The sequence below is a fragment of the Mucilaginibacter paludis DSM 18603 genome, from assembly GCF_000166195.2.
Classification (GTDB): domain Bacteria; phylum Bacteroidota; class Bacteroidia; order Sphingobacteriales; family Sphingobacteriaceae; genus Mucilaginibacter; species Mucilaginibacter paludis.
Window position 1 is genome coordinate 1691668 of record NZ_CM001403.1, and the last position, 21635, is coordinate 1713302.

General features: G+C 40.7%; 16 protein-coding genes and 1 pseudogene. 15 read left to right on the forward strand and 2 right to left on the reverse strand.

The annotated features are described in order from the left end of the window. Nucleotides 1-173 precede the first annotated feature (173 nt). The 12 genes from MUCPA_RS07185 (at nt 174) to MUCPA_RS07235 (ending at nt 14846) form a co-directional block, all read left to right on the forward strand. Entirely contained in the window at nt 174-2513 is a 2340-nt protein-coding gene (locus MUCPA_RS07185) for an outer membrane beta-barrel protein (RefSeq protein WP_157543837.1), read from the forward strand. 85 nt (nt 2514-2598) lie between these two features. After that, nucleotides 2599-3609 (forward strand): DUF5977 domain-containing protein, encoded by a 1011-nt coding sequence (locus MUCPA_RS07190; protein WP_008505399.1) that lies wholly within the window; start codon nt 2599-2601, stop codon nt 3607-3609. 587 nt (nt 3610-4196) lie between these two features. After that, nucleotides 4197-5054 (forward strand): carboxypeptidase-like regulatory domain-containing protein, encoded by an 858-nt coding sequence (locus MUCPA_RS36880; RefSeq protein ID WP_050982041.1) that lies wholly within the window; start codon nt 4197-4199, stop codon nt 5052-5054. Next, nucleotides 4975-7569: a TonB-dependent receptor domain-containing protein gene (locus tag MUCPA_RS07195; protein WP_050982042.1), complete on the forward strand. Its 2595-nt coding sequence runs from the start codon at nt 4975-4977 to the stop codon at nt 7567-7569. The genes MUCPA_RS36880 and MUCPA_RS07195 overlap by 80 nt, the downstream gene beginning before the upstream one ends. Nucleotides 7570-7601: 32 nt before the next feature. Then, nucleotides 7602-9215, forward strand: a complete 1614-nt coding sequence (locus MUCPA_RS35780) for a SusD/RagB family nutrient-binding outer membrane lipoprotein (RefSeq protein WP_008505401.1) — start codon at nt 7602-7604, stop codon at nt 9213-9215. Nucleotides 9216-9280: 65 nt separating this feature from the next. After that, nucleotides 9281-10102 carry a tyrosine-protein phosphatase gene (locus MUCPA_RS07205; protein WP_008505402.1) on the forward strand — a complete coding sequence of 274 codons (822 nt, stop codon included), beginning with the start codon at nt 9281-9283 and terminating at the stop codon, nt 10100-10102. Between the two features lie 571 nt (nt 10103-10673). Then, a complete protein-coding gene (locus MUCPA_RS07210; RefSeq protein ID WP_008505409.1) occupies nt 10674-11249 on the forward strand; it encodes a helix-turn-helix domain-containing protein in 576 nt (191 codons plus the stop codon). 309 nt (nt 11250-11558) lie between these two features. Next, nucleotides 11559-11987, forward strand: a complete 429-nt coding sequence (locus MUCPA_RS07215) for a QcrA and Rieske domain-containing protein (protein WP_008505410.1) — start codon at nt 11559-11561, stop codon at nt 11985-11987. Nucleotides 11988-11997: 10 nt separating this feature from the next. Beyond that, nucleotides 11998-12429 carry a thioredoxin family protein gene (locus MUCPA_RS07220; RefSeq protein ID WP_008505411.1) on the forward strand — a complete coding sequence of 144 codons (432 nt, stop codon included), beginning with the start codon at nt 11998-12000 and terminating at the stop codon, nt 12427-12429. Continuing rightward, nucleotides 12416-13369, forward strand: a complete 954-nt coding sequence (locus MUCPA_RS07225; RefSeq protein ID WP_008505412.1) for an FAD:protein FMN transferase — start codon at nt 12416-12418, stop codon at nt 13367-13369. Before MUCPA_RS07220 ends, MUCPA_RS07225 begins: the two co-directional genes overlap by 14 nt. A 7-nt stretch (nt 13370-13376) precedes the next feature. Beyond that, entirely contained in the window at nt 13377-13604 is a 228-nt protein-coding gene (locus tag MUCPA_RS07230) for a DUF4266 domain-containing protein (RefSeq protein ID WP_008505413.1), read from the forward strand. A gap of 18 nt (nt 13605-13622) precedes the next feature. After that, complete coding sequence (locus tag MUCPA_RS07235) at nt 13623-14846, forward strand: DUF3570 domain-containing protein (protein WP_008505421.1); 1224 nt, start codon at nt 13623-13625, stop codon at nt 14844-14846. Between the two features lie 491 nt (nt 14847-15337). Here MUCPA_RS07235 and MUCPA_RS07240 read toward each other — a convergent pair whose 3' ends face one another. Continuing rightward, a complete protein-coding gene (locus tag MUCPA_RS07240) occupies nt 15338-16012 on the reverse strand; it encodes a cytochrome b/b6 domain-containing protein (protein ID WP_008505422.1) in 675 nt (224 codons plus the stop codon). A gap of 307 nt (nt 16013-16319) precedes the next feature. Here MUCPA_RS07240 and MUCPA_RS07245 point away from each other — a divergent pair, with 307 nt between their 5' ends. The 3 genes and pseudogenes from MUCPA_RS07245 to MUCPA_RS38165 all read left to right on the forward strand — a co-directional run bounded on the left by MUCPA_RS07245 (nt 16320) and on the right by MUCPA_RS38165 (nt 19619). Then, a complete protein-coding gene (locus tag MUCPA_RS07245) occupies nt 16320-16997 on the forward strand; it encodes a response regulator transcription factor (RefSeq protein WP_008505423.1) in 678 nt (225 codons plus the stop codon). Beyond that, the gene (locus MUCPA_RS07250; RefSeq protein ID WP_008505424.1) at nt 16994-18250 is read left to right on the forward strand and encodes a sensor histidine kinase; all 1257 of its coding nucleotides are present in this window, start codon (nt 16994-16996) and stop codon (nt 18248-18250) included. The genes MUCPA_RS07245 and MUCPA_RS07250 overlap by 4 nt, the downstream gene beginning before the upstream one ends. A 275-nt stretch (nt 18251-18525) precedes the next feature. Beyond that, nucleotides 18526-19619, forward strand: a pseudogene (locus MUCPA_RS38165) (ISAs1 family transposase). Nucleotides 19620-19761: 142 nt separating this feature from the next. On the opposite strand, the gene MUCPA_RS07265 reads toward MUCPA_RS38165, so the two are convergent. After that, nucleotides 19762-21498: a phospho-sugar mutase gene (locus tag MUCPA_RS07265; protein WP_008505426.1), complete on the reverse strand. Its 1737-nt coding sequence runs from the start codon at nt 21496-21498 to the stop codon at nt 19762-19764. Nucleotides 21499-21635: the final 137 nt, after the last annotated feature.

The window sequence follows — 21635 nt, forward strand, 5'->3', positions numbered from 1 at the left end:
TAAATATAACAGGTAAGATTATTAATAAGGATACTCATAAACCTATTACCGATGGAACTATTACTATTTATAGCGCTCCAAAAAAAACCTATGTAACGTTTAGCGATAGTACGGGGCGATTTAATTTCCCATTGTACCTTTATAAACGAGCAAATAATATAAAAATCGGAGGATTGAACTACATAGATTTCCTGATCGATAATTCCATATCAATTGATACTTTACGTAAAAACAGTTACTTTTTAGGAGAATATCAAATCAGCGCTAAAAATCTGGTGCTTCATGAAGTAAAAATTAAAAAAAAGAGATACAACGATACGACCAGGATAGATTTGTCAAAAAGGGTTTTCGAACGGTCCGTAATGGTCAGTGATTTATTTTCTTCACAGATGGGTTTCTCAAAAGATGCGAAAGGTCAACTGTATTTCAAAGGGAAAGCTGTATCCGACGTTTTAGTAAACAACGGCAGTTTTTTTGGAAAAAACAATATGGATATTTATAGCTTACTGCCTGCGTTAGTAATCAATAACATAGAGGTTACAGAAAGTGATATCGACAGCGTTACTAATACAACCATGCTAAGGCCCACTGTAAAAGTTAATATCAGCCTCAAAGATAAATTTAACAAAGGCAAATTTGGAAACGCCAATATAGGTGGGGGTACACTTGATAGATATCTGGTTAATGCAAACCTTTATACTTACAGGGACAAGGAGCAATTTTCAATAAGTGCTAATTCTAATAATGTTAATATCGGCGATAACCTTATCGGGCAACCTATTGTTAAATTTTCAACAAATTCCAATTATGCCAATGCAAATAGCTTAAAGTTATTTTATCGGAATATATTATTCAAAAAAATTGAAATAGAGTTTACTGTAAAAGGCAACTTTGAAAATAAGGATTTCAGATCGGAGTCTGAAAGACAAGATCAAACTATTGATCAGTTTTCAAAAGTAGTAAACACCATTCGTTCCAAAACATTTGGAATATCGGAAACGGGCTTTAGCCTTAATTATAAAATTGATCCGCTAAATACTATTGCTTTTTCACAAAAGCTTGAGTACAATAAATTAAAAGAAACGGATTCTTTGAATTACAATATTTCATTCAACGGTAATAACACGGTTTCTCAGCAATTTAAAAACAGAAATATCACCAACTATCTTTTATCCTCCAAAATGCTTTATAGTAAAAGATTTACATCAAAAAAAGGACGTTTGTTAACCATTGACATCAATAAAGATAACTATAACCCCGAAACAAGTGAGATTAATGATGTTGTTAATCTGCATAATGATGCTTTTTCCCGGTATTTTGTTAATGGAAGACGGCATGCGGATGAAAGCGATATTACATTAAATACAAATTTCACAGAACCTATCGGAGATGCTTCAAACATTGTTTTTTTTGCTGTTTATAAAACAGACCATATTAACTATCAATCTGATATTGATAGCGACACCATAAAAGCCGAATTGAATAACCTCTTTAAAGTATCCAATCAATATTACCAATCAGGTATCAAGGTCCAAAAAACCTTTGATAAAATATCTTTAAATGGCGCTGTGTCCGAAATACTCAATTTAAGAAGCGTGTCGGGTACAGCATACGATGCTGCCCGGTATTTTCACATTAACTCCAGTGTTAAATTGGATTATAAAATCAACTCAAAAAAAAATCTACTTTTAGATTTTATCACCGAGACACATTATCCGGATATCAATCAGTTGACAAACATTACCAATACTTTCGATCTGATATCGCAAATGAACAGCAATGTTAAATTGATACCAGAACAAAAAACCAGTATCAGGTTAGAATACAATATAAAAAAAACAGACCAGGAACGTTTATCCTTTACCGGGGGGGCTGATTATTTCAGGTCGAAATTCGGGTCTAATATAACTTATACACCTAATGGTATTCAAAATTTTTTTTTGGATAATATAGGAAATTCAAAATCGGGGCAGTTGGGCTTCTCTATATTTAAAAACATTACCGATAAGTTTTATTTAAACTATAATTCATCCATCAGTTATCAGGAAACACCTGCAATTGTTGATCGTGCACTTTTTGTAAATAATGGCGTAAATCTTAATCAGTCATTTTCAACTTCAAAAGAAATTGTCAAATCTGTATTATCAATAACTCCGGTAGTATCTTTTTTTTTCAACAAAAGCTACTACAATTCAACGAGTTCTGTGATAACCAACATTATTTATTCAGACAATATAGCTGTCAATTTATACACCATACAAATCAACCTTTATCCTTATGCAAATTATAATCATAGCATTACAAACAACCTTTCGTTTTCAATGAATGCTGCTATAAAAAAAAATATATTGAAAAAGTATGGTACGCTATGGATACAAGGATACGATATATTCAATTCTTTTAAGTTCAATAATAATTATGCCGGATCTACTTATACACAATCCACAAGTTATTCTAATTTAAACAGATATATCATCATCGGTTTTAGTTTACAATTTAATAATATGAAATAAGCACAATTTAATATTCAATACAGTTCGATTTAATATGCGTTAAATACTTTTAATCGACTAATCCACCGGCATAATTAAATCTATCATGAAAAAAATCATCTTATTTTTTATCACAATTTTAAGCGGCAATATTATTTTTGCCCAATCTTTTTCAGGCCCATCGTCGGCCTTAACGGGCTCAACTATTACTCTGACTGCAGTTGGTGAAACAGCACAAGGTTTTAATACTACAGGATATAACTTTAACGCGATAACACAAATTGATAATAGCCAAACGGTAGTTACTTCGCCGTCTGGTGTAAATCCCAACTTGGTAAACTTCAGCGTAACACAAGTAGTTAACGTATACGGCTCCTCAAATCAACCAACTACAATTAAAGTAAGTGTATCAAATCCAACCAATTTTGCTATAACAGCAAGGTTTTATATCCAATGCACTTACTATACAGGGGTTACATCGCATAGCGGATATATATCCTATACAATAACAGTCAATCCAACTCCACCTACGTATGGCAACAGCCCACAATCTGCAACGTTCACAAAAAATAATTGCGGACCAGGTTATGTAGGTACGCAGGTAACTATTACAGTTCCTGCAAATCAATTTACTTCAAATATTTCTTATCCGGATGCAAATCAAAAAGCGATAAACTATCTTAATGCACAAGGTCAAAGTTCGGCAAATGCACAAGGGACTTGTTTAACCGCTATTTTTGTCCGTACTGAATTCCTTAATTCTTATACTGTCACAACTGATCATAAAACATGGAATGAACAAGCTAATCAATATATTACGGATGGCACAACGGACGTAACATTTGCGGACATAACATTAAAAACCTATAGTGATGCAGCTTGTACCATACCATTGTCTCTAACAAATCCGTTAACGGTAAATATATCCCAAAGCTCTACTTACGGGCCAACGACCCAGCTTTCATATACAGTACCTGCTGGCTCTTCGTCACTAGAACTTAAGAGTGCATTCCCTGTATTGGTAGTTGACAATACAAATTATGACTATGATGAGAACATATTTAGATGGGATGTAATAGCTAACGGTACCGATTACGTTGCTAAACCAACTAATTAAGTAATTAATTTTGCAATTGCTCGGCGGAGTTAGTCGAATACTATAAAGTAAAAGAGACGCTATATCATAAATCATGGTAGCTTCTCTTTTACTGATTAGGAGCCTTCCAACGGATTTAGCTTTGTATCAGCCAATTTGATTATTGATATTATAGAATTTTTTATCCGTTATATTATAATCTCCTTCTGTCAAAAATTAATATATATACAATTGCGTTGTTCTATTCGGAATTGGTTATATCCTTCAGGAACTTGGAATGTAATGCTTATATCATCCTGAGGATGTCGAGTTCGCTCTTTAGGTCTTAAACCCCCAATGTGAGGTTAAATTGTATTGCCTAAAAATCGCAGACACAAGTTAGAGGCAACATATTGATTATTTCATATCTCTAAATATTCCACTTCGGCAGAAGCATTAGTATTTACATATACTATCGTAAATTCTAAAATTTTCATTCTTTATAATATTTATTAACATATGTGGGCATTTTGATACTATTGTTTAGCATTTGTTAACATTTTGTTTTTATTGTATCCACCATTACATAATACTGCGAGGGTAGTTTTGCAGGATAATCCAAATCACATATGAAACAAAAACTACTCAAGTTGTCGCGGATGCTATTAATCATGGTAACCGCGCTTATCTCATGGGGCAATTTGTTTGCCCAAAACAATACCGTAAGGGGTATTGTTGTTGACGATGCTAACCAGCCTTTGCCCGGCGTTAGCGTATTGCTTAAAGGCACAACTACAGGTACCGCAACGGGGGCCAATGGCCGTTTCACCATTTCAGCTTCTAAAGGTGAGGTTTTGGTGTTCAGCTCGCTTGGTTTTAACAAACAAGAGGTTACTGTTACTAAAGATCTTAACATTTCGGTTAAGATGGTATCCAGTTCAAATTCATTAACCGAAGTAGTTGTTACTGCTTACGGAGTAAAAAAAGAAGTAAAAAACTTAGGCTACGCCGTTCAGGAAGTTAAAGGGGCCGATTTGATCAAGGCCCGTGATGCCAACCCGATCAACTCTTTAGCCGGTAAAGTAGCCGGCTTATCAGTAGGTGCCAGTGCTGAAATGTTTGGCCGCCCGGAATTGGTTTTACGTGGCAGCAAAGACTTGTTATTTGTGGTTGACGGTTCGCCGGTTAACTCTGATACCTGGAACATCAGCCCTGACGATATTGAAACTTACTCGATATTAAAAGGCCCTAACGCGGCGGCCCTGTATGGTTCGCGCGGTATTAACGGTGCTATTGTGATTACAACCAAAAAGGGCACTAAAGATGCCAAAGGCTGGGAAGTTAATTTTAACAACAGCCTTGTTTTTGACGGATCGTGGATAGCCGTTCCTGAAGCCCAAACCGAATATGGCCGCGGTAACGCCTATCATTACGAATACCAGTCTAGTAGGCACACTTTACACACCCCAAGCAGATGCCCTGTATGATAATGCAAACCGTTTAGGAGAATACGGCCCACGTTTTGAAGGTCAGTTATTACGACAGTATGATAGCCCATATAACGCGCTTACCGGCGTTAGAACGCCAACCCCATGGACAGCAAGGGGTGTTAACAATTACGATAATTTTGCCCAGCAGGGTTATACCAATACAAGCAATCTTGCTTTCAGCGGTAGCGGCACCAACTATTCTACCCGTTTTTCATATTCTCACTTATATCAAAAAGGTATTTTCCCAAATACAGCGATAAATTCCGACAACTTTAACCTGAGTGCCAGTTATAACATCAACTCAAAGTTAACTATTGATGGTAATATTAACTATAATAAACAATATAGCCCTAACATCCCGGAAGTTACTTACGGTCCGCAAAGCTACATTTATATGTTTAAGGTATATGGCTCGGCAGACTATGACGTACGCGATCTGGAAGACATTTACAAAGGTCCTCAAGGTGTTCCCGACCTGGTTCAATACGCTCAGGAGTATGGTCGTTTGAACAATCCTTGGTTCGTTGCCAAAAAATGGTTACGCGGCCATGATAAAACTGACATTTACGCTTACTTAAAATTAAATTACAAATTCAACAACGATCTGAATCTGAGTTTACGCTCGCAAGTAAGCAGCTGGAACCAGAAGAAAACAGAGCAGGTGCCTTCATCAGCTAACTTAAACAGCTATACCGGTATCATTTCAGATTATTCTTTCGGCTGGTATGGCGACTATCGTGAAGACGACCGCCAATTGTTCGAGAACAACACTGATATAGCCCTGAACTACAATCACAAATTCAGCAAATGGAATGTTAGCGGCTTATTAGGCGGTAACAACCGTACATTTACCTACAACTCCTTCTATGGCACAACCAAAGGTCTTGCTCTGCCTAACGCCTATACCTTATCTAACTCAACATTACCAGCAGTAGAATTTACCTGGAACTCTAAGATGCAGGTGTATAGTGCTTTCTACTCGGCAGACTTTGGTTATGATAAATATTTCAACCTGAACACCACTGGCCGTGTAGATAACCTATCTACTTTGCCCAAGGATAACAATACATTCTTCTACCCTTCGGCGTCATTATCGACGGTTGTTTCAGATTACATTCAATTGCCCGAATTTATCTCTTTCTTAAAATTCCGTGCCTCTGTAGCCGAAGTAAAAGGCGCTTTAACACAAGCTTCAATCGGTTCAGCTTTAACCCAGGTTACCGGCTATTCAATGAATACTTATTTAGGTTACAGCAGCGATGTGCTTACCCCTTACGATGGCCCGAGCTACGCTAACCAAAACTCAGCTACGTCTTCTACCTTTTATAACGGCACTCCTTCCGTAACTTATAACAATACGTTAGCCAACAAAACTTTAAAACCTTACAACCGTTTATCTTTTGAGTATGGTGCTGACATCCGTTTATTAAAAAACCGTATAGGCTTTGATTTCACTTACTTTGATACCGATAACGGTCCTCAAATTTATCCTTATCCAATCCCCCCTTCAACTGCTTATACGGCTGTTAACTACAATGTTATCACCACAAAACGCAACGGTTTTGAATTAGCATTTAATGCAAGTATCCTAAAAAAACCCAAGGGTTTGAATTGGGACATGACTGTAAACTACTCAACATTTAAAGAAACCTTATCTAAAGTTTTTGAAGACAACACGGCAGTAACCACGCTTACGCTGGGTAACCATACTTATAAAATTGGCGATAGGTTAGATGAGGTGTACGGCACCAAATACCTGCGCGATGGTAACGGTAACGTTGTTTATAACACCTCTGGGGTTTTACTGACAGCTGCAGGCAACAACGCTCAAACTACGGGCTCTTTAGGTTTCCTTAACCCCGACTTTACCTTTGGTATCAATAACAGATTCTCTTACAAAGCATTTAGCCTGAGCTTCCAGTTTGACGGCCGCATAGGGGGTAAAATCTACGATTATAACTATTACGCTACCCGTCAAGGTGGTACAGACTTATCAACCGTAACTGGCGTAATAGGCGCAGCCCGGTACGCTGAATGGTTGTCAACCAAAACCGGTACACAGGCCCCAACACCAGCTTTGATTGGTAACGAGTTAGGTCCAGGCGTGGTGATCACTTCTGGTACGCCAGTATTTGCTAACGGTGTTATCGCAAATATTGATCAACTTACTTTTGGTCCTAATACCAAGGCTATCTTAGTTCAGGCTTACCTAAACGGTAATGCAATTAAAGGCATCGATGAAGCGTGGATGGTAAGCCGCTCTTTCGCCAAATTACGCGAAGTTACTTTAGGATATAATTTACCTTCAAGCCTGTTAAAAAATACCTTTATTAAAAGCGCTTCTTTTTCGCTTGTGGGTCGCAACCTATTATATTTTGCCGCACGTAAGGATTTTGATATCGACCAATACGCTTCTGGCTTTAACTCAAGTGATCGTTCAACCCAGAACAATAACGGCTTGCAGAGTTCAACCACCCGCAAATACGGTTTTAATATAAATCTGTCATTTTAATAAAATAGTTGATAAAAAATAATATATATCACATGAAAAAAACATTAAAAATCGTGGTTGCTACGCTAACATTGGCTGTTACGATTACCAGTTGCCAAAAGGGCGATCTGGTTTCTAACCCAAATGCAGCTAATGCCGATGCAACCGTACCAGTAGCCTTAATTTTAAATCACATTACGGCTACACTTATACGCCAGGAAGAAATGCCTTTTGGTAACGATGCCACAAACAACAAAAACGCTTACAAAGCGAGCCAATATATGGTATCTAATTATGATAAATACTGGGGTACCAACAGTTACGACTGGAGTTATACCGCCCACTCTTATGATATCCTGAAATATACTATACAATTAGAAGTTCAGGCCAAAGCACAATTAGGCGCAACTAACAACAAGTATCTGGCCCTTGCTAAATTCTTCCGTGCTTATGCTTTCATCTGGCTTACTCAACGTGTTGGTGATATCCCAATGAGTCAAACAGGCGACCCTATTGCTTATCCTACGCCAACTTTTGACAGTCAGCATGATGTCTATAAAAATTGCCTGCAATTGTTAGATGATGCAAATACCTCGTTGAACTCAATAATAACTCCGGCAACACAAGGAACGGTATTTAATGCTGCTGGCGATATTTTCGGCCTTACAAATTTACAGTGGCAAAAACTGATCAACACCTATCGTTTGCGTGTGCTGATCAGCCTGAGTAAAAGGGCAGATGACAATGCCGACCTAAACATTAAAACTCAGTTTGCAACCATTGTTAACAACCCAACTACCTATCCCATTATGACCGCTAACAGCGACAATATGGTTTATAAATACAATTCGGTTAATTTATACCCAAACTTTGCCTCGGGTAGCGACTCTTATAACAACTATCTGTGTATAGGCAAACCTATTATTGATATTACAACCTCTACCGCTGATCCGCGTACCTTTTTGTTGGCTACCCCGGTAGATAAAGCCAACTATGCATCCTTTGCCAGCTATCGCGGTGCTCCCACCGGTACAGACGTTTCAATTTTATTGGCTACCAGCAGCAATTATTCAAATTTTAACGGTTCCCGTTATTTTGGTATTAAAACAGGTGCCACAGCCGAGCCTTTTATCTTTATCGGTTACCCTGAAATGTGCTTCAACATTGCCGAAGCAATCAATCGCGGATGGGTGGGTACGCTTACTGCTGCCGATGCCAAGAGCTGGTATGATAAAGGAGTTTTAGCATCATTTGCTAATTTTGGTTTAACATTAAATGCAACTGCCAACCAATCGATCAGGGTTTCTGACGTAGGTACAGGTACTTATGGTAACGTTACCACTGATTATGCTACCTTTCTGGCTAATATTGCTTATAATACGACTACTCCCGCCACTGCTTTAAATCAGATTTTGACCCAAAAATATGTGGCCATGGTTATGAATTCAGGTTGGGAATCCTTTTATAACTACCGCCGTACCGGTGTTCCAGCATTTGCTACAGGGCCTGCAAATACCGGTTATAAAACTACCGGAGGTATCATCCCTCGTCGTTTTCTGTATCCATTAGACGAAATTAACGCTAACGGTGCCAACTACAACGCATCATTAAATACACAATTTGGTGGTACTGATGATGTAACGAAAGACATGTGGTTAACTAAATAATAAACTAAATCAAACCAATCACCGGGGGTTCTGTTCGCAGAGCCCCTTTTTTAATTAATGGAAGCATGAAAAAGATCTTATTTTTATTCACGTTGGCAATCATCTCGCACTCGGTTTTCGCCCAGGTTGCCGATAGCACCAAACGCAAAGTAAATTTACAAGGTGCCGTAAACTTCAGAGACCTTGGCGGTTATACCACACAAGACGGGCACCATGTTAAGTGGGGCAAAATTTACCGCAGCGCGGATCTGAGCAAACTGACCGATGCCGACCTGGCCGAACTTAAAAACAGAAAGATAACTTATGATGTGGATTTAAGAGGCACCCAGGAATCAAAAGCCGCCCCCGACCGTTTAAACCCTAATACTGATTACATCTTATGCCCTGCAGGTAGCGAGAACCTGGGCGAATGGATGAAGAACATCGGTACCCTGAAAGGTAACGGAGGCGATTCGCTGATGACGGTTTTTTATGCCAATTCCCAATACTTTAAAGATAGGTACAAACCCTTTTTTGATAAATTACTTGCCGTACCCAACCAGGAAAGCTTAGTTTTCCATTGCTCGGCCGGTAAAGACAGAACAGGCATTGGCGCCGCTTTACTACTTTACAGCTTAGGTGTACCTTATGATGTTATTGTAAACGATTATTTGGCATCTGATTATTACCGCAAAGCTGAAAGCGCAAGGTCTGTTGCTGGTATGGTTCAGCTCATGCATATCGACCCCGAAGTAGCTAAATCCATGTTGGGCGTAAAAAAGGAATATATTGATGCCTCTTTTAGCGCAATCAAAACCCAATACGGTTCGGTTGATAATTTTTTAAAAAATGAGATAGGGCTTGATGCAGCCAAAACTAAAATGCTTAAAAATAAGTTTTTAGAATAATAGAGGCTTAAGCCGATTATTGAACCGGAGTTTTCGTGTCTTTGAGTTGATATCTTTTCATCACGTCCGGGACTCAAGATTCCCGGCTCAGAACCCCTGATTCAGAACTCCATATTCAGCCCTAAAAACGGCACATCAGTAAAAACAAAAAGCGGGATCTTTACAACCCGCTTTTTTTATAAAGAACGTTTAAGAAAGAATCGAACAAATTCTTAACTATCTAATATACAGAAAAATAAATAAATAAAAACAATTATTTAGATTATGTAATTGTGTATTTTATATTAACTAAATAATTAATGAAGGAGTTTAACTTTGCAAAATCGGCCGTCTAATTTCAGGTATTTCTTGTTTGTACCATATGCCGTATTGCCATAATTTTTATGTATTCAGGTCATTACCAGAACATCAGTATATGCCCGCTCAGCTCAATGCCTTAACTTCCATATCGGCTTAATCAGGCTACTCAACATTAAAGCGCTCCCCACACAAACAATAAATCAGTAGCGGGCTTTTTTGCTGCAGTTGAAATATTTAATTTTTTGCTCCGTTTACAAAGTACCCGAACACTATGGAACAAGACGTACTGATACAAATAAGCCACCGGATAAAGGAAAGAAGAAGAGAAAAGAATCTTACCATACAAGAACTTGCCGATAAAGCCAGCGTAAGTAAGGGCTTGATTTCGCAAATAGAAAACAGCCGCACTATACCATCCCTTATGGTACTTATAGAGATTATTAAGGGCTTGGATGTTGATTTGAATAAATTTTTTAAAGACATCAGCTTCCCATCCGGGCAAGCGCTGGCTGTGATTAAAAGAAAAGAGGAGTATGAGCCGTTTGAAAAAGAATCCGCTATCGGATTCAGGTATCATCGTATCTTCACTCAAAACATCAATCCGTCTACAGTTGATATTGTATTGCTTGAATTGGAACCTAATGCCACCCGGCCAATGGTACAAACTGAGGCCTTCGAATACAAATACATCATCAGCGGGCAAATAGAATATCAATTTAACGATGCCCGCTATCAGCTAAACGCTGGCGATTCCATACTTTTTGACGGGAGGGTGCCACATACGCCCGTTAATCCAAGCAGTACGAGTGCAATTATACTGGTAATTTACTTTTTTGAATCGGAGTAAAACACTCTTGTTTAATAATCTATCCAAATCGAACTGATCTTAAATCAGGAACGCCGTTGTGGTGCCAACGTGACTTTGTTCTTTGGCTTAACCGAAGAATTAACTGGACTTATATTTTAAAATACTTTCCTTCCGTTAACAAGTTATACTTGCTGCGGAAGGCTTTGCACACGGATTCATATTTTAAACCATCCCCGAACTAAAATTTCCATCACTCCCACCTGATCGTAGTCATTAAATTTCATGCTATCTACAGAATTAAAATTTAATATTGTTGTAACCGATGGTTATTAATATTAAAAGTTGATTATGGACAGGAAAAACTTTCTTACGATGGTTGGCATGAGTGCCGCTTCATTCGCGCTAATAAACTGTATAGGCTGCTCAAAAAGCTCAGATTCCGGCTCATCATCGGGCGTAAGCGGCCCAACTGGGGTAGACTTCACGCTCGATTTAACAGCATCGGCCAATGCCGCGCTGTTAACCAACGGCGGCTCGTTAAAAAGCAATGGCGTTATTGTGGCCAGAACCACCACCGGCGCCTACATAGCCGTGCAGCAATCGTGCACACACGAGAGTTATCCGCTGGTTTTCCAGGGTTCTAATCAACAGTTTTATTGCAATAACCACGGCGCAACCTTTAGCCAAACCGGGGCAGTAACCGGTGGCCCAACAAACAAATCGTTAACAACGTATACCACTGTATTAACAGGTACCTCATTAAGGGTGCATTCCTGAGATTTTAATTATGAAAGCTTTAACTATTTCCCTATTGTTTTTGTTCAGCTCGGCTGTTACCTGGCTCGGCGACTTTAAAGAGGCCAGCCTTGAAGCCTCAAAACAGCACAAACTGATTGTTATTAATTTTTCGGGCTCGGATTGGTGCGGCCCATGTATCCGCCTGCGGAAAGAAATACTGGAATCGACCACGTTTGAAAACTACGCTTCAGACCACCTTATACTGGTGCGCGCCGATTTCCCCCGGCAAAAAAAGAACCAGCTGAGCAAAGAACAAACTAAACTGAACGAAGCCCTGGCCGATAAGTATAACCCCGACGGTAAATTTCCGTTCACGCTCCTGGTTGATGAGCACGGCAAGGTACTCAAAACATGGGACGGCTTTCCGGATGTTTCCCCCGAAAATTTTGTAAGCCAGATTGATCAATATGCCCAACACTGAAACCATAACTAATCCGCTGGTTGTGCATAAGCGCGTATTGCGGCTAATGGGCAACAGGTTTGAAATAAGCGTTGTAACCGACAATACCGGACTTGCCGAACAGCAGATAGATTTGGCTGTTGCCGAGATCAGCAGGATTGAGCAATTGCTCACCACCTTTAGCGACGACAGCCAAACCAATCAAATTAACCGTAACGCGGGCATAGCGCCGGTAAAGGTTGACGAAGAAGTTTTCAGGCTGATAGAACGATCCTTAAAAATATCCGCACTTACGCAAGGTGCTTTCGATATTACTTATGGCTCGATAGATAAAAGTTTGTGGAATTTTGATACCAAAATGACGAGCCTGCCCGATGCCGCAACCGCGCTCAAATCCGTAGGCTTGATTAACTACAAAAATGTTATCCTGGATGCAGCGGCAGGCACCGTATTTTTAAAAGAAAAGGGAATGCGGATAGGCTTTGGCGGTATTGGCAAGGGCTATGCTGCCGACCGTGCTAAAACCGTGCTGCAAAAAAACGGCGTTGCCAGCGGGATTGTAAACGCCGCCGGCGATTTGATAACCTGGGGAACACAGCCTTACGGCAAACCCTGGACGATAGCAATTGCCGATCCCGATCAAAAAAATACGCCTTTTTCTACACTCAATATCAGCAATATGGCTATTGCCACATCGGGCAATTACGAAAAATTCGCGGTTATCAACGGCAAAAAATACTCGCACACCATCGACCCTAAAACCGGGCTTCCGGTAAGCGGTATTAAAAGCGTGAGCATTATTTGCCCCAGTGCCGAGTTTGCCGATGCTATGGCTACACCGGTAACGGTGATGGGCATTAAAGTAGGGATCGACATGATCAACCAGTTAAAAAACATTGCCTGCATTATTATTGACGATCAGAACCGGCTGAGCACCTCAAAAAATATAAATATTAAATAATTGAAAAATGAAAATTAACCACACCATAAAATTAGCCCTGACCGGGCTGGCCCTGGCCTCTGGCCTATCGTCATGCTCGTCAGTTAAGGGATATCAAAAAAGCAAGCTGAACGATTCGGATATGGAATTATCGGCCCGTAAATCGCAAAAATTTGAGCAAAGCTTTCAACTGTACCGCGAAGGCGGCTCGGGGGCCAATGGCGGCAAAAGCGGTGGTGGATGCGGGTGTAATTAATATAGAAAAGGCTAAAAAATGAAAAAAATATATCTGGGTGTTTTGGCTCTTTACATGGGCATACTGGCATCGCATGCGCAAACTCAACCTCAACCGGTTAAGGATACCAGTAACTACGAGTCCCGAAAATTAAAAATCGACGAAATTAACATTATCTCGGCCTATTATCACCAGGATGGCAATAACTCGGCCGTAACGGGCGGCATCGGCACAGAAAACCTGACGGATTTTGCCAACACTTTTGACCTCCAGCTTTCAAAATACAGTAAAAAAGGCCGCAAACATACCTTTGCCTTTGAGTTGGGCATCGATCATTACACATCGGCATCGTCGGATAAAATAGACCCTAACAGTATTTCATCAGCTTCAATGTCTGACGTGCGCATCTATCCTTCTTTAAACTGGACAGTATCAAATGATAAAACGGGCAATGCTTTCGGCTTAACCGCCTCCTACTCGCACGAGTTTGATTATCAATCCTTTGGCGGAGGCATTAATTTAACGCGTTTATCCAAAAACAAAAATACCCAGTTCGACTTTAAGGCCCTGGTATTTTTAGATACCTGGAAGGTTATTTTGCCGGTCGAGCTCCGGCCGCCGGGCTACGGATCGGGATCGGAACACGATGACCACCGACCAGTTGATTATCGCCCACGCAATTCATTCAGCACATCGTTCTCGCTCTCGCAGGTGCTTACCACGCGCTTACAGGCTGTAATTATTACCGAACCATCCTATCAGCACGGCTTACTGGCAACCAAATACCAGCGCGACTATTTTACAGATGGATCTGAAAGGGTTGAGAACCTGCCCGATAGCCGGTACAAACTCCCCATAGCGGCCCGGCTGAATTACTTTTTAGACGATCATTTTGTGATCCGCGCCTTTTACCGTTATTACATGGATAACTGGGGCATCCGCGGGCATACCGCCGAATTAGAAGTGCCGGTTAAATTAACCTCATTTGTATCGTTAAGCCCCTTTTACCGGTATAACAACCAAACGGGAACCCGCTATTTTGCGCCTTATGGCCAGCACAGCCCTACCGATACTTACTATACCAGCGATTACGACTTATCTACCCTGCACAGCAATTTTATTGGCGCCAATTTTAGGCTGGCACCGCCAAATGGAGTGTTTGGATGGCAGCATTTAAATACACTTGAGCTGAGGTATGGTCACTACATGCGGTCGACCGGCTTAAACAGCGACATCGTTACCCTGGCCCTGAAATTTAAATAGGCTTTGCCATTAAAGCACAAATCCCCATCGCGTTAGCAAATTAACTCAGCTAAAACGGTGGGGATTTTTTATAAGATCGGGCCCTGCGGAAAAAAATAGGATGACGTTTTGAACCTTATAGATTACCAAACGCAGATGATAATACAAAATCTCTGCGCTTTATCGTCGCTCGTATAGTACACACCCCTCCACCCCTCTCGAGAGGGGAATCGCACGGACCGCCGCTTTTTTCTTTATATTGCATTGATAATGAGTGATTTATTTAGATCGCCTCTTGAGAGGGGGCGGGTTTGGCAGTGCGGCTGCAGGGGTGTGTTTCACCGTGCGACGAACTCTGCAACTTGCGTGAACTGCTCAACTTAATGGTATCCTATTACACAAAACGTTTGTTATTGTTCATTTCTACCGCGCTTTTACTTCTAACGGAGTATTTAATGGCACCAAAAGATATGGGTACACGGTAGCCTACGGGGAGGGTTTGGGTTGGGCCCTTAGCTCTGGTTACCCCCATTAATCATATCCGAAACAATACCGCTCCCTGTTTTGCGTTCAGCCAGAAAAACACCTGCCAAATGGACGGCAATAAAGGCCAGCACCAGGTACATGCAAAAACCATGAACCTCCTTAACGCTATGCCTGATGGATTTAAACCCGGCCAGGGCATCTTCAAAAGCCAAAAACAAGCCCGTTACAACCATTACCAAAAGTAGCAGGTAAAAAGCCGAGTAAATTAATTTAACCGTAAGCTCATGCCGGGCAATTTCCCTCTCCTTCTTAACGGCATTAAATTGTAGCCATGCCGATTTTAGCTTGCGGATAAATTTCTGGTCGGCCAGTTGAAAAAACTCCAATATCAGCCTGAATAAAAACAGGGCGGCCAAAACGTAGCCAAAATAAGTATGCACTTCCCAGGTTTTATCGCCAAGGGCATGAGCTGCCGCGCTTGATTGCTGATCGCTGATCGTTGCACCTGCATTCTGCAATTCACTTTTAATGAGGGCTGCTGTTTGGCGCTTATTGGTGATAGTGGAGTTAATTAACACGGTGATAAGCGAGCCGGTAATTACGATAGTATTGGCCCAATGCCAAAAGCGCAAAGTAGCCGAATGCTTTTTTATACGTTGCGGGTGTTGTACATCCACGCGGGTGGGTTCTATGATAGCCATTTTATTTTCAATTTATGATGCACCTATTTTGCCTAAATATAACAGCCCCACCCAAACCCTCCCCGGTATGGGGACTTCAAAAAACACAAAAAGGTCTCCCCTACCGGGGGAGATTATGCACCTTTGTTTCTTTTTTTTCGTGTGCATGAGCGCTACGCGGTTTAGAGGGGGCTCTATTATTGTCTAAAATTACTAAACGAATTTGTAGTAAATCTGAAGTAGCTGATGTATTGTTGCAATGTATTGATAATTGGCTAAAGCTTCAGAATTTACTCAACATCAAAGTTTATATTTGGTAAAAAAAACATTGAAACTGCTGGTTATAGAAGATGAGCAAAAGCTCCTTGAAAACATCGTTACTTACTTAAACGGAGAAGGTGATATCTGCGAAAGCTGTAGTACCTTAACCGCCGCAATTGACAAGCTATCAGTTTATAATTACGATTGTATATTGCTGGATATCGGTTTGCCTGATGGCGAAGGCTTTGCGGTTTTAGATTTTTTGAGAACAGCCATGCGAAACGAAGCCGTGCTGATCATATCCGCGCGTAACTCTATCGACGATAAAATAAAAGGGCTCAATATTGGTGCCGATGACTATTTAACAAAACCCTTTCACCTGGCCGAATTAAAAGCCAGGCTGGCAGCTATTTACAGGCGCAAAACATCAAACAGCAGCAACCTGTTGGTTTTTAACGAGATTACCATCGACTTATTAGGCAGAAGTGTTTATGTGAACGACACTACTCTGATATTAACCAGGAAAGAGTACGATATGCTACTTTATTTTATTGCCAATAAGGGTAAAGTGGTTTCGAAGAATGCTTTAGCCGAACACCTCTGGGGTGATGAAATGGATATGCACGATAACTTTGATTTTATTTATACCCATATTAAAAATCTGAGAAAAAAAATGCTGGATTTAAATGCTCACGATTATTTGAAATCAGTTTACGGGATAGGTTATAAATTTGTTGCTGAATGAAACTTTCATCCCATTACAGTAAAGCAAGTTTTATTGTGACCATCATCGTGCTGATAGCAGGCGCTGTAATTTACTATTTTGCCATCAGCTATATATCCCGTGATCAACTGGACAGGGATTTAACAGAAGAGTTTGACGAGGTGCAGGAATATGTGGAGCTACACCATCAGCTCCCTGTGGATAGCGACGCCGATTTTGATAAAGAGCAAACAGTTATCAAAAAAACAAATCAGAGACTCGCTAAACCCTATTTTTATGATTCAATATATCATAGTCCGAAGGGAAATAAACAAGAAGACGGTCGCTCGGTTACCGGCTTTATTGACTTAAGCGGACAGCACTACAAGGTTGATATTACGGTTTCGAGCGAAAATACCCAGTACCTGGTACAGATCATCGCCATGATAACGCTGGCTTTAACTATAGTACTTTTACTGATACTCTTTGTAACAAACAGGTTTGTGTTAAATGGCCTGTGGAAACCTTTTTATGTATTGCTTAACCAGTTAAAGGCATTTAATGTAGCCGAAAGCAAGCAGTACCAGCCAATGGATAATAAGGTTGACGAGTTTTGTGAGCTGGATAAGGCCATCCATGTAATGACCAACCGGGTAAAAAACGATTTTCAACATTTAAAGGCGTTTACTGAAAATGCCTCGCACGAGATGATGACGCCCTTGGCAGTAATTACCTCCAAGTTAGATACCTTTATACAGGATGAAACGCTGCGGAAGGACCAGTACGACCAGATCACCGATATTTATGCCGCCACCAATAAGTTATCGCGCTTAAATCAATCCTTGCTGCTGCTGGTAAAAATTGAAAACGAATTAATTAATGATGCCGAACTATTAAACCTGGATGTTTTAATTGCCGAAAAACTCCGGCAGTTCCAGGAGCTGAGCCTTGCGAAAGAGATACTGGTAACCTTTGATTTAGAAGCCAGGAGCATCATAGCAAGTAAATACTTGATGGATATTTTATTTAACAATCTGTTTAGCAACGCCATAAGACACAACGTTAGCCAGGGCAAATTGAATATTTTGCTAAAGAAAGACCGGTTTGTGATACAAAATACCGGCTTTGAGAAAGAACTCGATCCTGGTGCCATTTTTGAACGTTTTCAAAAGGGAAACAAATCCGAGGGAACGGGCCTGGGCCTCACTATCGTAAAAAACATTTGCAACCTGTATAACTGGCAAATTAATTACAGTTACGATGGCCATTGGCATACTTTTGAGATCGTTTTTTAATAATAGCGAAAGCTAAAGCACAAACAGACTTATGGCAATGACAATTAAGTTACGACCTGTAGCGCACAAGAGTGCGAAGTTTGTCGCGCGGTGAAACACACCCCCTGCCATTGCGCACTGCCCGGCCCGCCCCCTCTCAAGAGGGGAGCTAAACAAAAACACTCATTATCAGATAAATACGCATAAAAAAAAGCTGCGCCCCGTGCGAATCCCCTCTCGAGAGCAGGGCTGTTGCATTTAAAAAAAAGAGGATTTAAATTTGCAGAAAAAAGAGTATGGACAAGGGCATCATAACCTATTTGCAAAAGTTGCCAGACGTGCGTAGAAAGGCGGGTCAGCGGCATGACCAAACGTTTATTTTGTTATTATTTGTGATGGGGACGATGAGTGGTTATTACGGTTATCGTGCTCTGGGTGATTTTATAAAGCGTAATCAAAAAGATCTTTTGACTTATTTCACTCCGAAAAAATCCCGTTTGCCTACGTTTTATACCGTGAGGCGTGTACTGCAGAATTTAGATTTTGAAAGTTTAAGCGAAGTTTTTTATCAATGGGCCAGTCAGTATACAGAAATCAATAAAAATGAATGGATGAATATAGATGGCAAAGCGATCAAAGGGACAATGAGTGATTATGCGCTTGAAAAACAGCGATTTGTAAATTTGGTAAGTATCTATAATGGGAGCCGTGGTCAAGTATTAGCCCAGGGTCTTGTAGACAATTCAAAGGAAAGTGAAATTCCGGTGGTACGCAAGCTTATTGCTGAACTGGGATTGGAAGGGGTAACGTTTACGCTTGACGCCTTACATTGCCAAAAAAAACAGTTGAGCTGATAATAGGTACGAATAATGATTATATGATAGGCGTAAAAAAGAATCAAAAGGGCCTTTATGAAAAAATAGCAGCGCTGACATCGGATACAGCAAAGGTTTGCAGCAAGTTCGTTGAATTGGAGAAAAATAAAGGACGTACAGAGCGCAGATCGGTATGTATATGCCCGGCGCCAGAAGAAATCAGTAAAGCCTGGATAGGTGCCAGTCAGGTAATCAAGGTAGAGCGTTGGGTAAAAGACAAAAATAAGATCAGTGAGGACTGCGCATTCTATATCAGCAGTGTGAGGGAAAATGCACAACTGTTATGCTATGGTATCAGAAGTCATTGGGGGATAGAGAATAAGCTCCATTGGGTAAAGGATGTCACGTTTAAAGAGGATGCCTCCCGGATTAGAACTTCCCATGCGCCAGAAAATATATCGGTGTTCAGAAACATCGCTATTAACGTTTTCAGAGCTCATGGTTTTCAAAATCTGGCACAGGCACAAAGGCTCGTTTGCAATGACATCGGCAGATTGAAACAGTTACTCACTTAGAACGCAACAGCCCTGCTCTCGAGAGGGGCGGAGGGGTGTGTTTCTACGCGCGATTACAAAGCGCCAAAGCAGACTTGAGCACATATAAAAAATGCCCGGCGCAATACCGGGCATTTTCAATTAATGATTTAAAGCAGATGGATTAAAAACCCAGATCTTTCATAATCAGATCGATTTTTTCACCCAGTTTTTTATCTGTTTCAGCATAAGCCTCTTTGCTGGTTAATTTGGTATTTACGCTGCAATAAAATTTAATTTTAGGCTCTGTACCCGACGGACGGGCCGAAATAATGCTTCCGTCTTCCGAGATAAACTGCAACACGTCAGATTTTGGCAGGTCGATGGGTTTGGTGGTATTGGTATCCAGGTCGGTTTCAATACGGTTCTCGTAATCCTTCAACGCTATCACCTTTGAGCCGCCTAAGGTTGCCGGTGGGTTGGTGCGGTATTTTTCCATCATCGCCTTAATTTCTTCGGCGCCGCTTTGTCCTTTTTTGGTTATTGATACCAAAGTTTCTTTATAAAAACCGTATTGCAGGTAAGTTTCTACCAGTGCCTCAAACAGGCTGCTTCCTTTATCCTTGTAAAAGGCAGTCATTTCGGCAATAAACGCTCCCGAAACAATGGCATCCTTATCGCGTACAAACTCACCTATCAGGTAGCCATAGCTTTCTTCGCCGCCGCCAATAAAGGTTTCTTTACCTTGTAATTTGGTAATCAGCTCACCAATGTATTTAAAGCCGGTTAAAGTGTTATAAAACTTCACATTTTTGGCTTTGGCTATCTCTTCAATCAGGTTTGAGGTTACAATGGTTTTAACAATATACTCTTTCCCGGTAAGTTTACCACTTTCTTCCCAGGCGGTTAACAGGTAGTTGATCAGCAAGCTGCCGGTTTGGTTACCGTTGAGCAGGATAAACTCGTTGTCGGTGTTTTTAACAGCGATGCCTACGCGATCGGCATCAGGGTCAGTAGCCAGTACCAGGTCGGCATCAACTTCTTTGGCTTTTTTCATGGCCAGGGTTAAAGCCTCTTTTTCTTCCGGATTCGGATATACTACTGTTGGGAAGTTACCATCCGGTGTGGCTTGCTCTTCAACGATGATCACGTTCTCAAAGCCAAATTGGGCCAAAGCTTTCGGCATCAGCGTAATGCCTGTACCGTGGATGGGCGAATAAACTATTTTAAGATCCTTTTGACGTTTAATAGCCTCCGGCGAAACCGAAAGTGTGGTGATCTTATCTAAATAAAGCTGATCCATCTCCTCGCCTATCAGTTCGATATTTTCTTCAACGCGGTTAAATTTAATATCGTCAACATTGATAATAGCGGCTACTTCGGCCATTACAGCGGTATCTTCAGGCGATACAAATTGGCCGCCGTCGGCACCATAAGCTTTATAGCCATTATATTCTTTAGGGTTGTGCGACGCGGTGATCATCACCCCGCTTTTGCAGCCTAACTCGCGGATAGCGAAAGATAATTCGGGAGTTGGGCGCAGCGCCTTAAAGAAATAAACATGAATATCATTTGCCGAAAAAACCTCGGCGGTAATGCGCGCAAAAAGATCCGAATTGTTACGGCTGTCGTGAGAGATAGCAACCTTCACCTTTTCGCCAGGATAAGATTTTTTGAGGTGGTTGCATAAGCCCTGTGTAGCGGCCCCAATGGTATACTCGTTAATGCGGTTAGAACCCGGCCCCATGGTGCCACGCAACCCGCCCGTTCCAAATTCAAGATCTCTGTAAAAAGAGTCTGTCAATTCAGTGTACGCCTTGTCGTCAACTAATTTTTGAATCTGCTGTTTAACTTCGGCATCGTAGTTTCCATTGAGCCATGAGTTCACTTTCTGCTGAACAGAAGGATCTAATTCCTGCATACGTTTTTATTTAATTGGTAATATGTTAAAATTATTCGTAACAAATATGCTAATAAAATCTGTGCCCTAATTGATAATTTTAATATTATCCGGGCACCTTATTTAATATCCAAAGGTATAAGCCCCTGCTTCCCAAC

Excerpts from the sequence above, each read along its gene's own strand:
- MUCPA_RS07225 (WP_008505412.1), top strand. The coding sequence starts at position 12,416 with ATGCCCAACACTGAAACCATAACTAATCCGCTGGTTGTGCATAAGCGC.
- MUCPA_RS07190 (WP_008505399.1), top strand. The coding sequence starts at position 2,599 with ATGAAAAAAATCATCTTATTTTTTATCACAATTTTAAGCGGCAATATT.
- MUCPA_RS07205 (WP_008505402.1), top strand. The coding sequence starts at position 9,281 with ATGAAAAAGATCTTATTTTTATTCACGTTGGCAATCATCTCGCACTCG.
- MUCPA_RS07250 (WP_008505424.1), top strand. The coding sequence starts at position 16,994 with ATGAAACTTTCATCCCATTACAGTAAAGCAAGTTTTATTGTGACCATC.
- MUCPA_RS07220 (WP_008505411.1), top strand. The coding sequence starts at position 11,998 with ATGAAAGCTTTAACTATTTCCCTATTGTTTTTGTTCAGCTCGGCTGTT.
- MUCPA_RS07265 (WP_008505426.1), bottom strand. The coding sequence starts at position 21,498 with ATGCAGGAATTAGATCCTTCTGTTCAGCAGAAAGTGAACTCATGGCTC.
- MUCPA_RS07235 (WP_008505421.1), top strand. The coding sequence starts at position 13,623 with ATGAAAAAAATATATCTGGGTGTTTTGGCTCTTTACATGGGCATACTG.
- MUCPA_RS36880 (WP_050982041.1), top strand. The coding sequence starts at position 4,197 with ATGAAACAAAAACTACTCAAGTTGTCGCGGATGCTATTAATCATGGTA.
- MUCPA_RS07210 (WP_008505409.1), top strand. The coding sequence starts at position 10,674 with ATGGAACAAGACGTACTGATACAAATAAGCCACCGGATAAAGGAAAGA.
- MUCPA_RS07195 (WP_050982042.1), top strand. The coding sequence starts at position 4,975 with ATGGCCGCGGTAACGCCTATCATTACGAATACCAGTCTAGTAGGCACA.
- MUCPA_RS07240 (WP_008505422.1), bottom strand. The coding sequence starts at position 16,012 with ATGGCTATCATAGAACCCACCCGCGTGGATGTACAACACCCGCAACGT.
- MUCPA_RS07215 (WP_008505410.1), top strand. The coding sequence starts at position 11,559 with ATGGACAGGAAAAACTTTCTTACGATGGTTGGCATGAGTGCCGCTTCA.
- MUCPA_RS07230 (WP_008505413.1), top strand. The coding sequence starts at position 13,377 with ATGAAAATTAACCACACCATAAAATTAGCCCTGACCGGGCTGGCCCTG.
- MUCPA_RS35780 (WP_008505401.1), top strand. The coding sequence starts at position 7,602 with ATGAAAAAAACATTAAAAATCGTGGTTGCTACGCTAACATTGGCTGTT.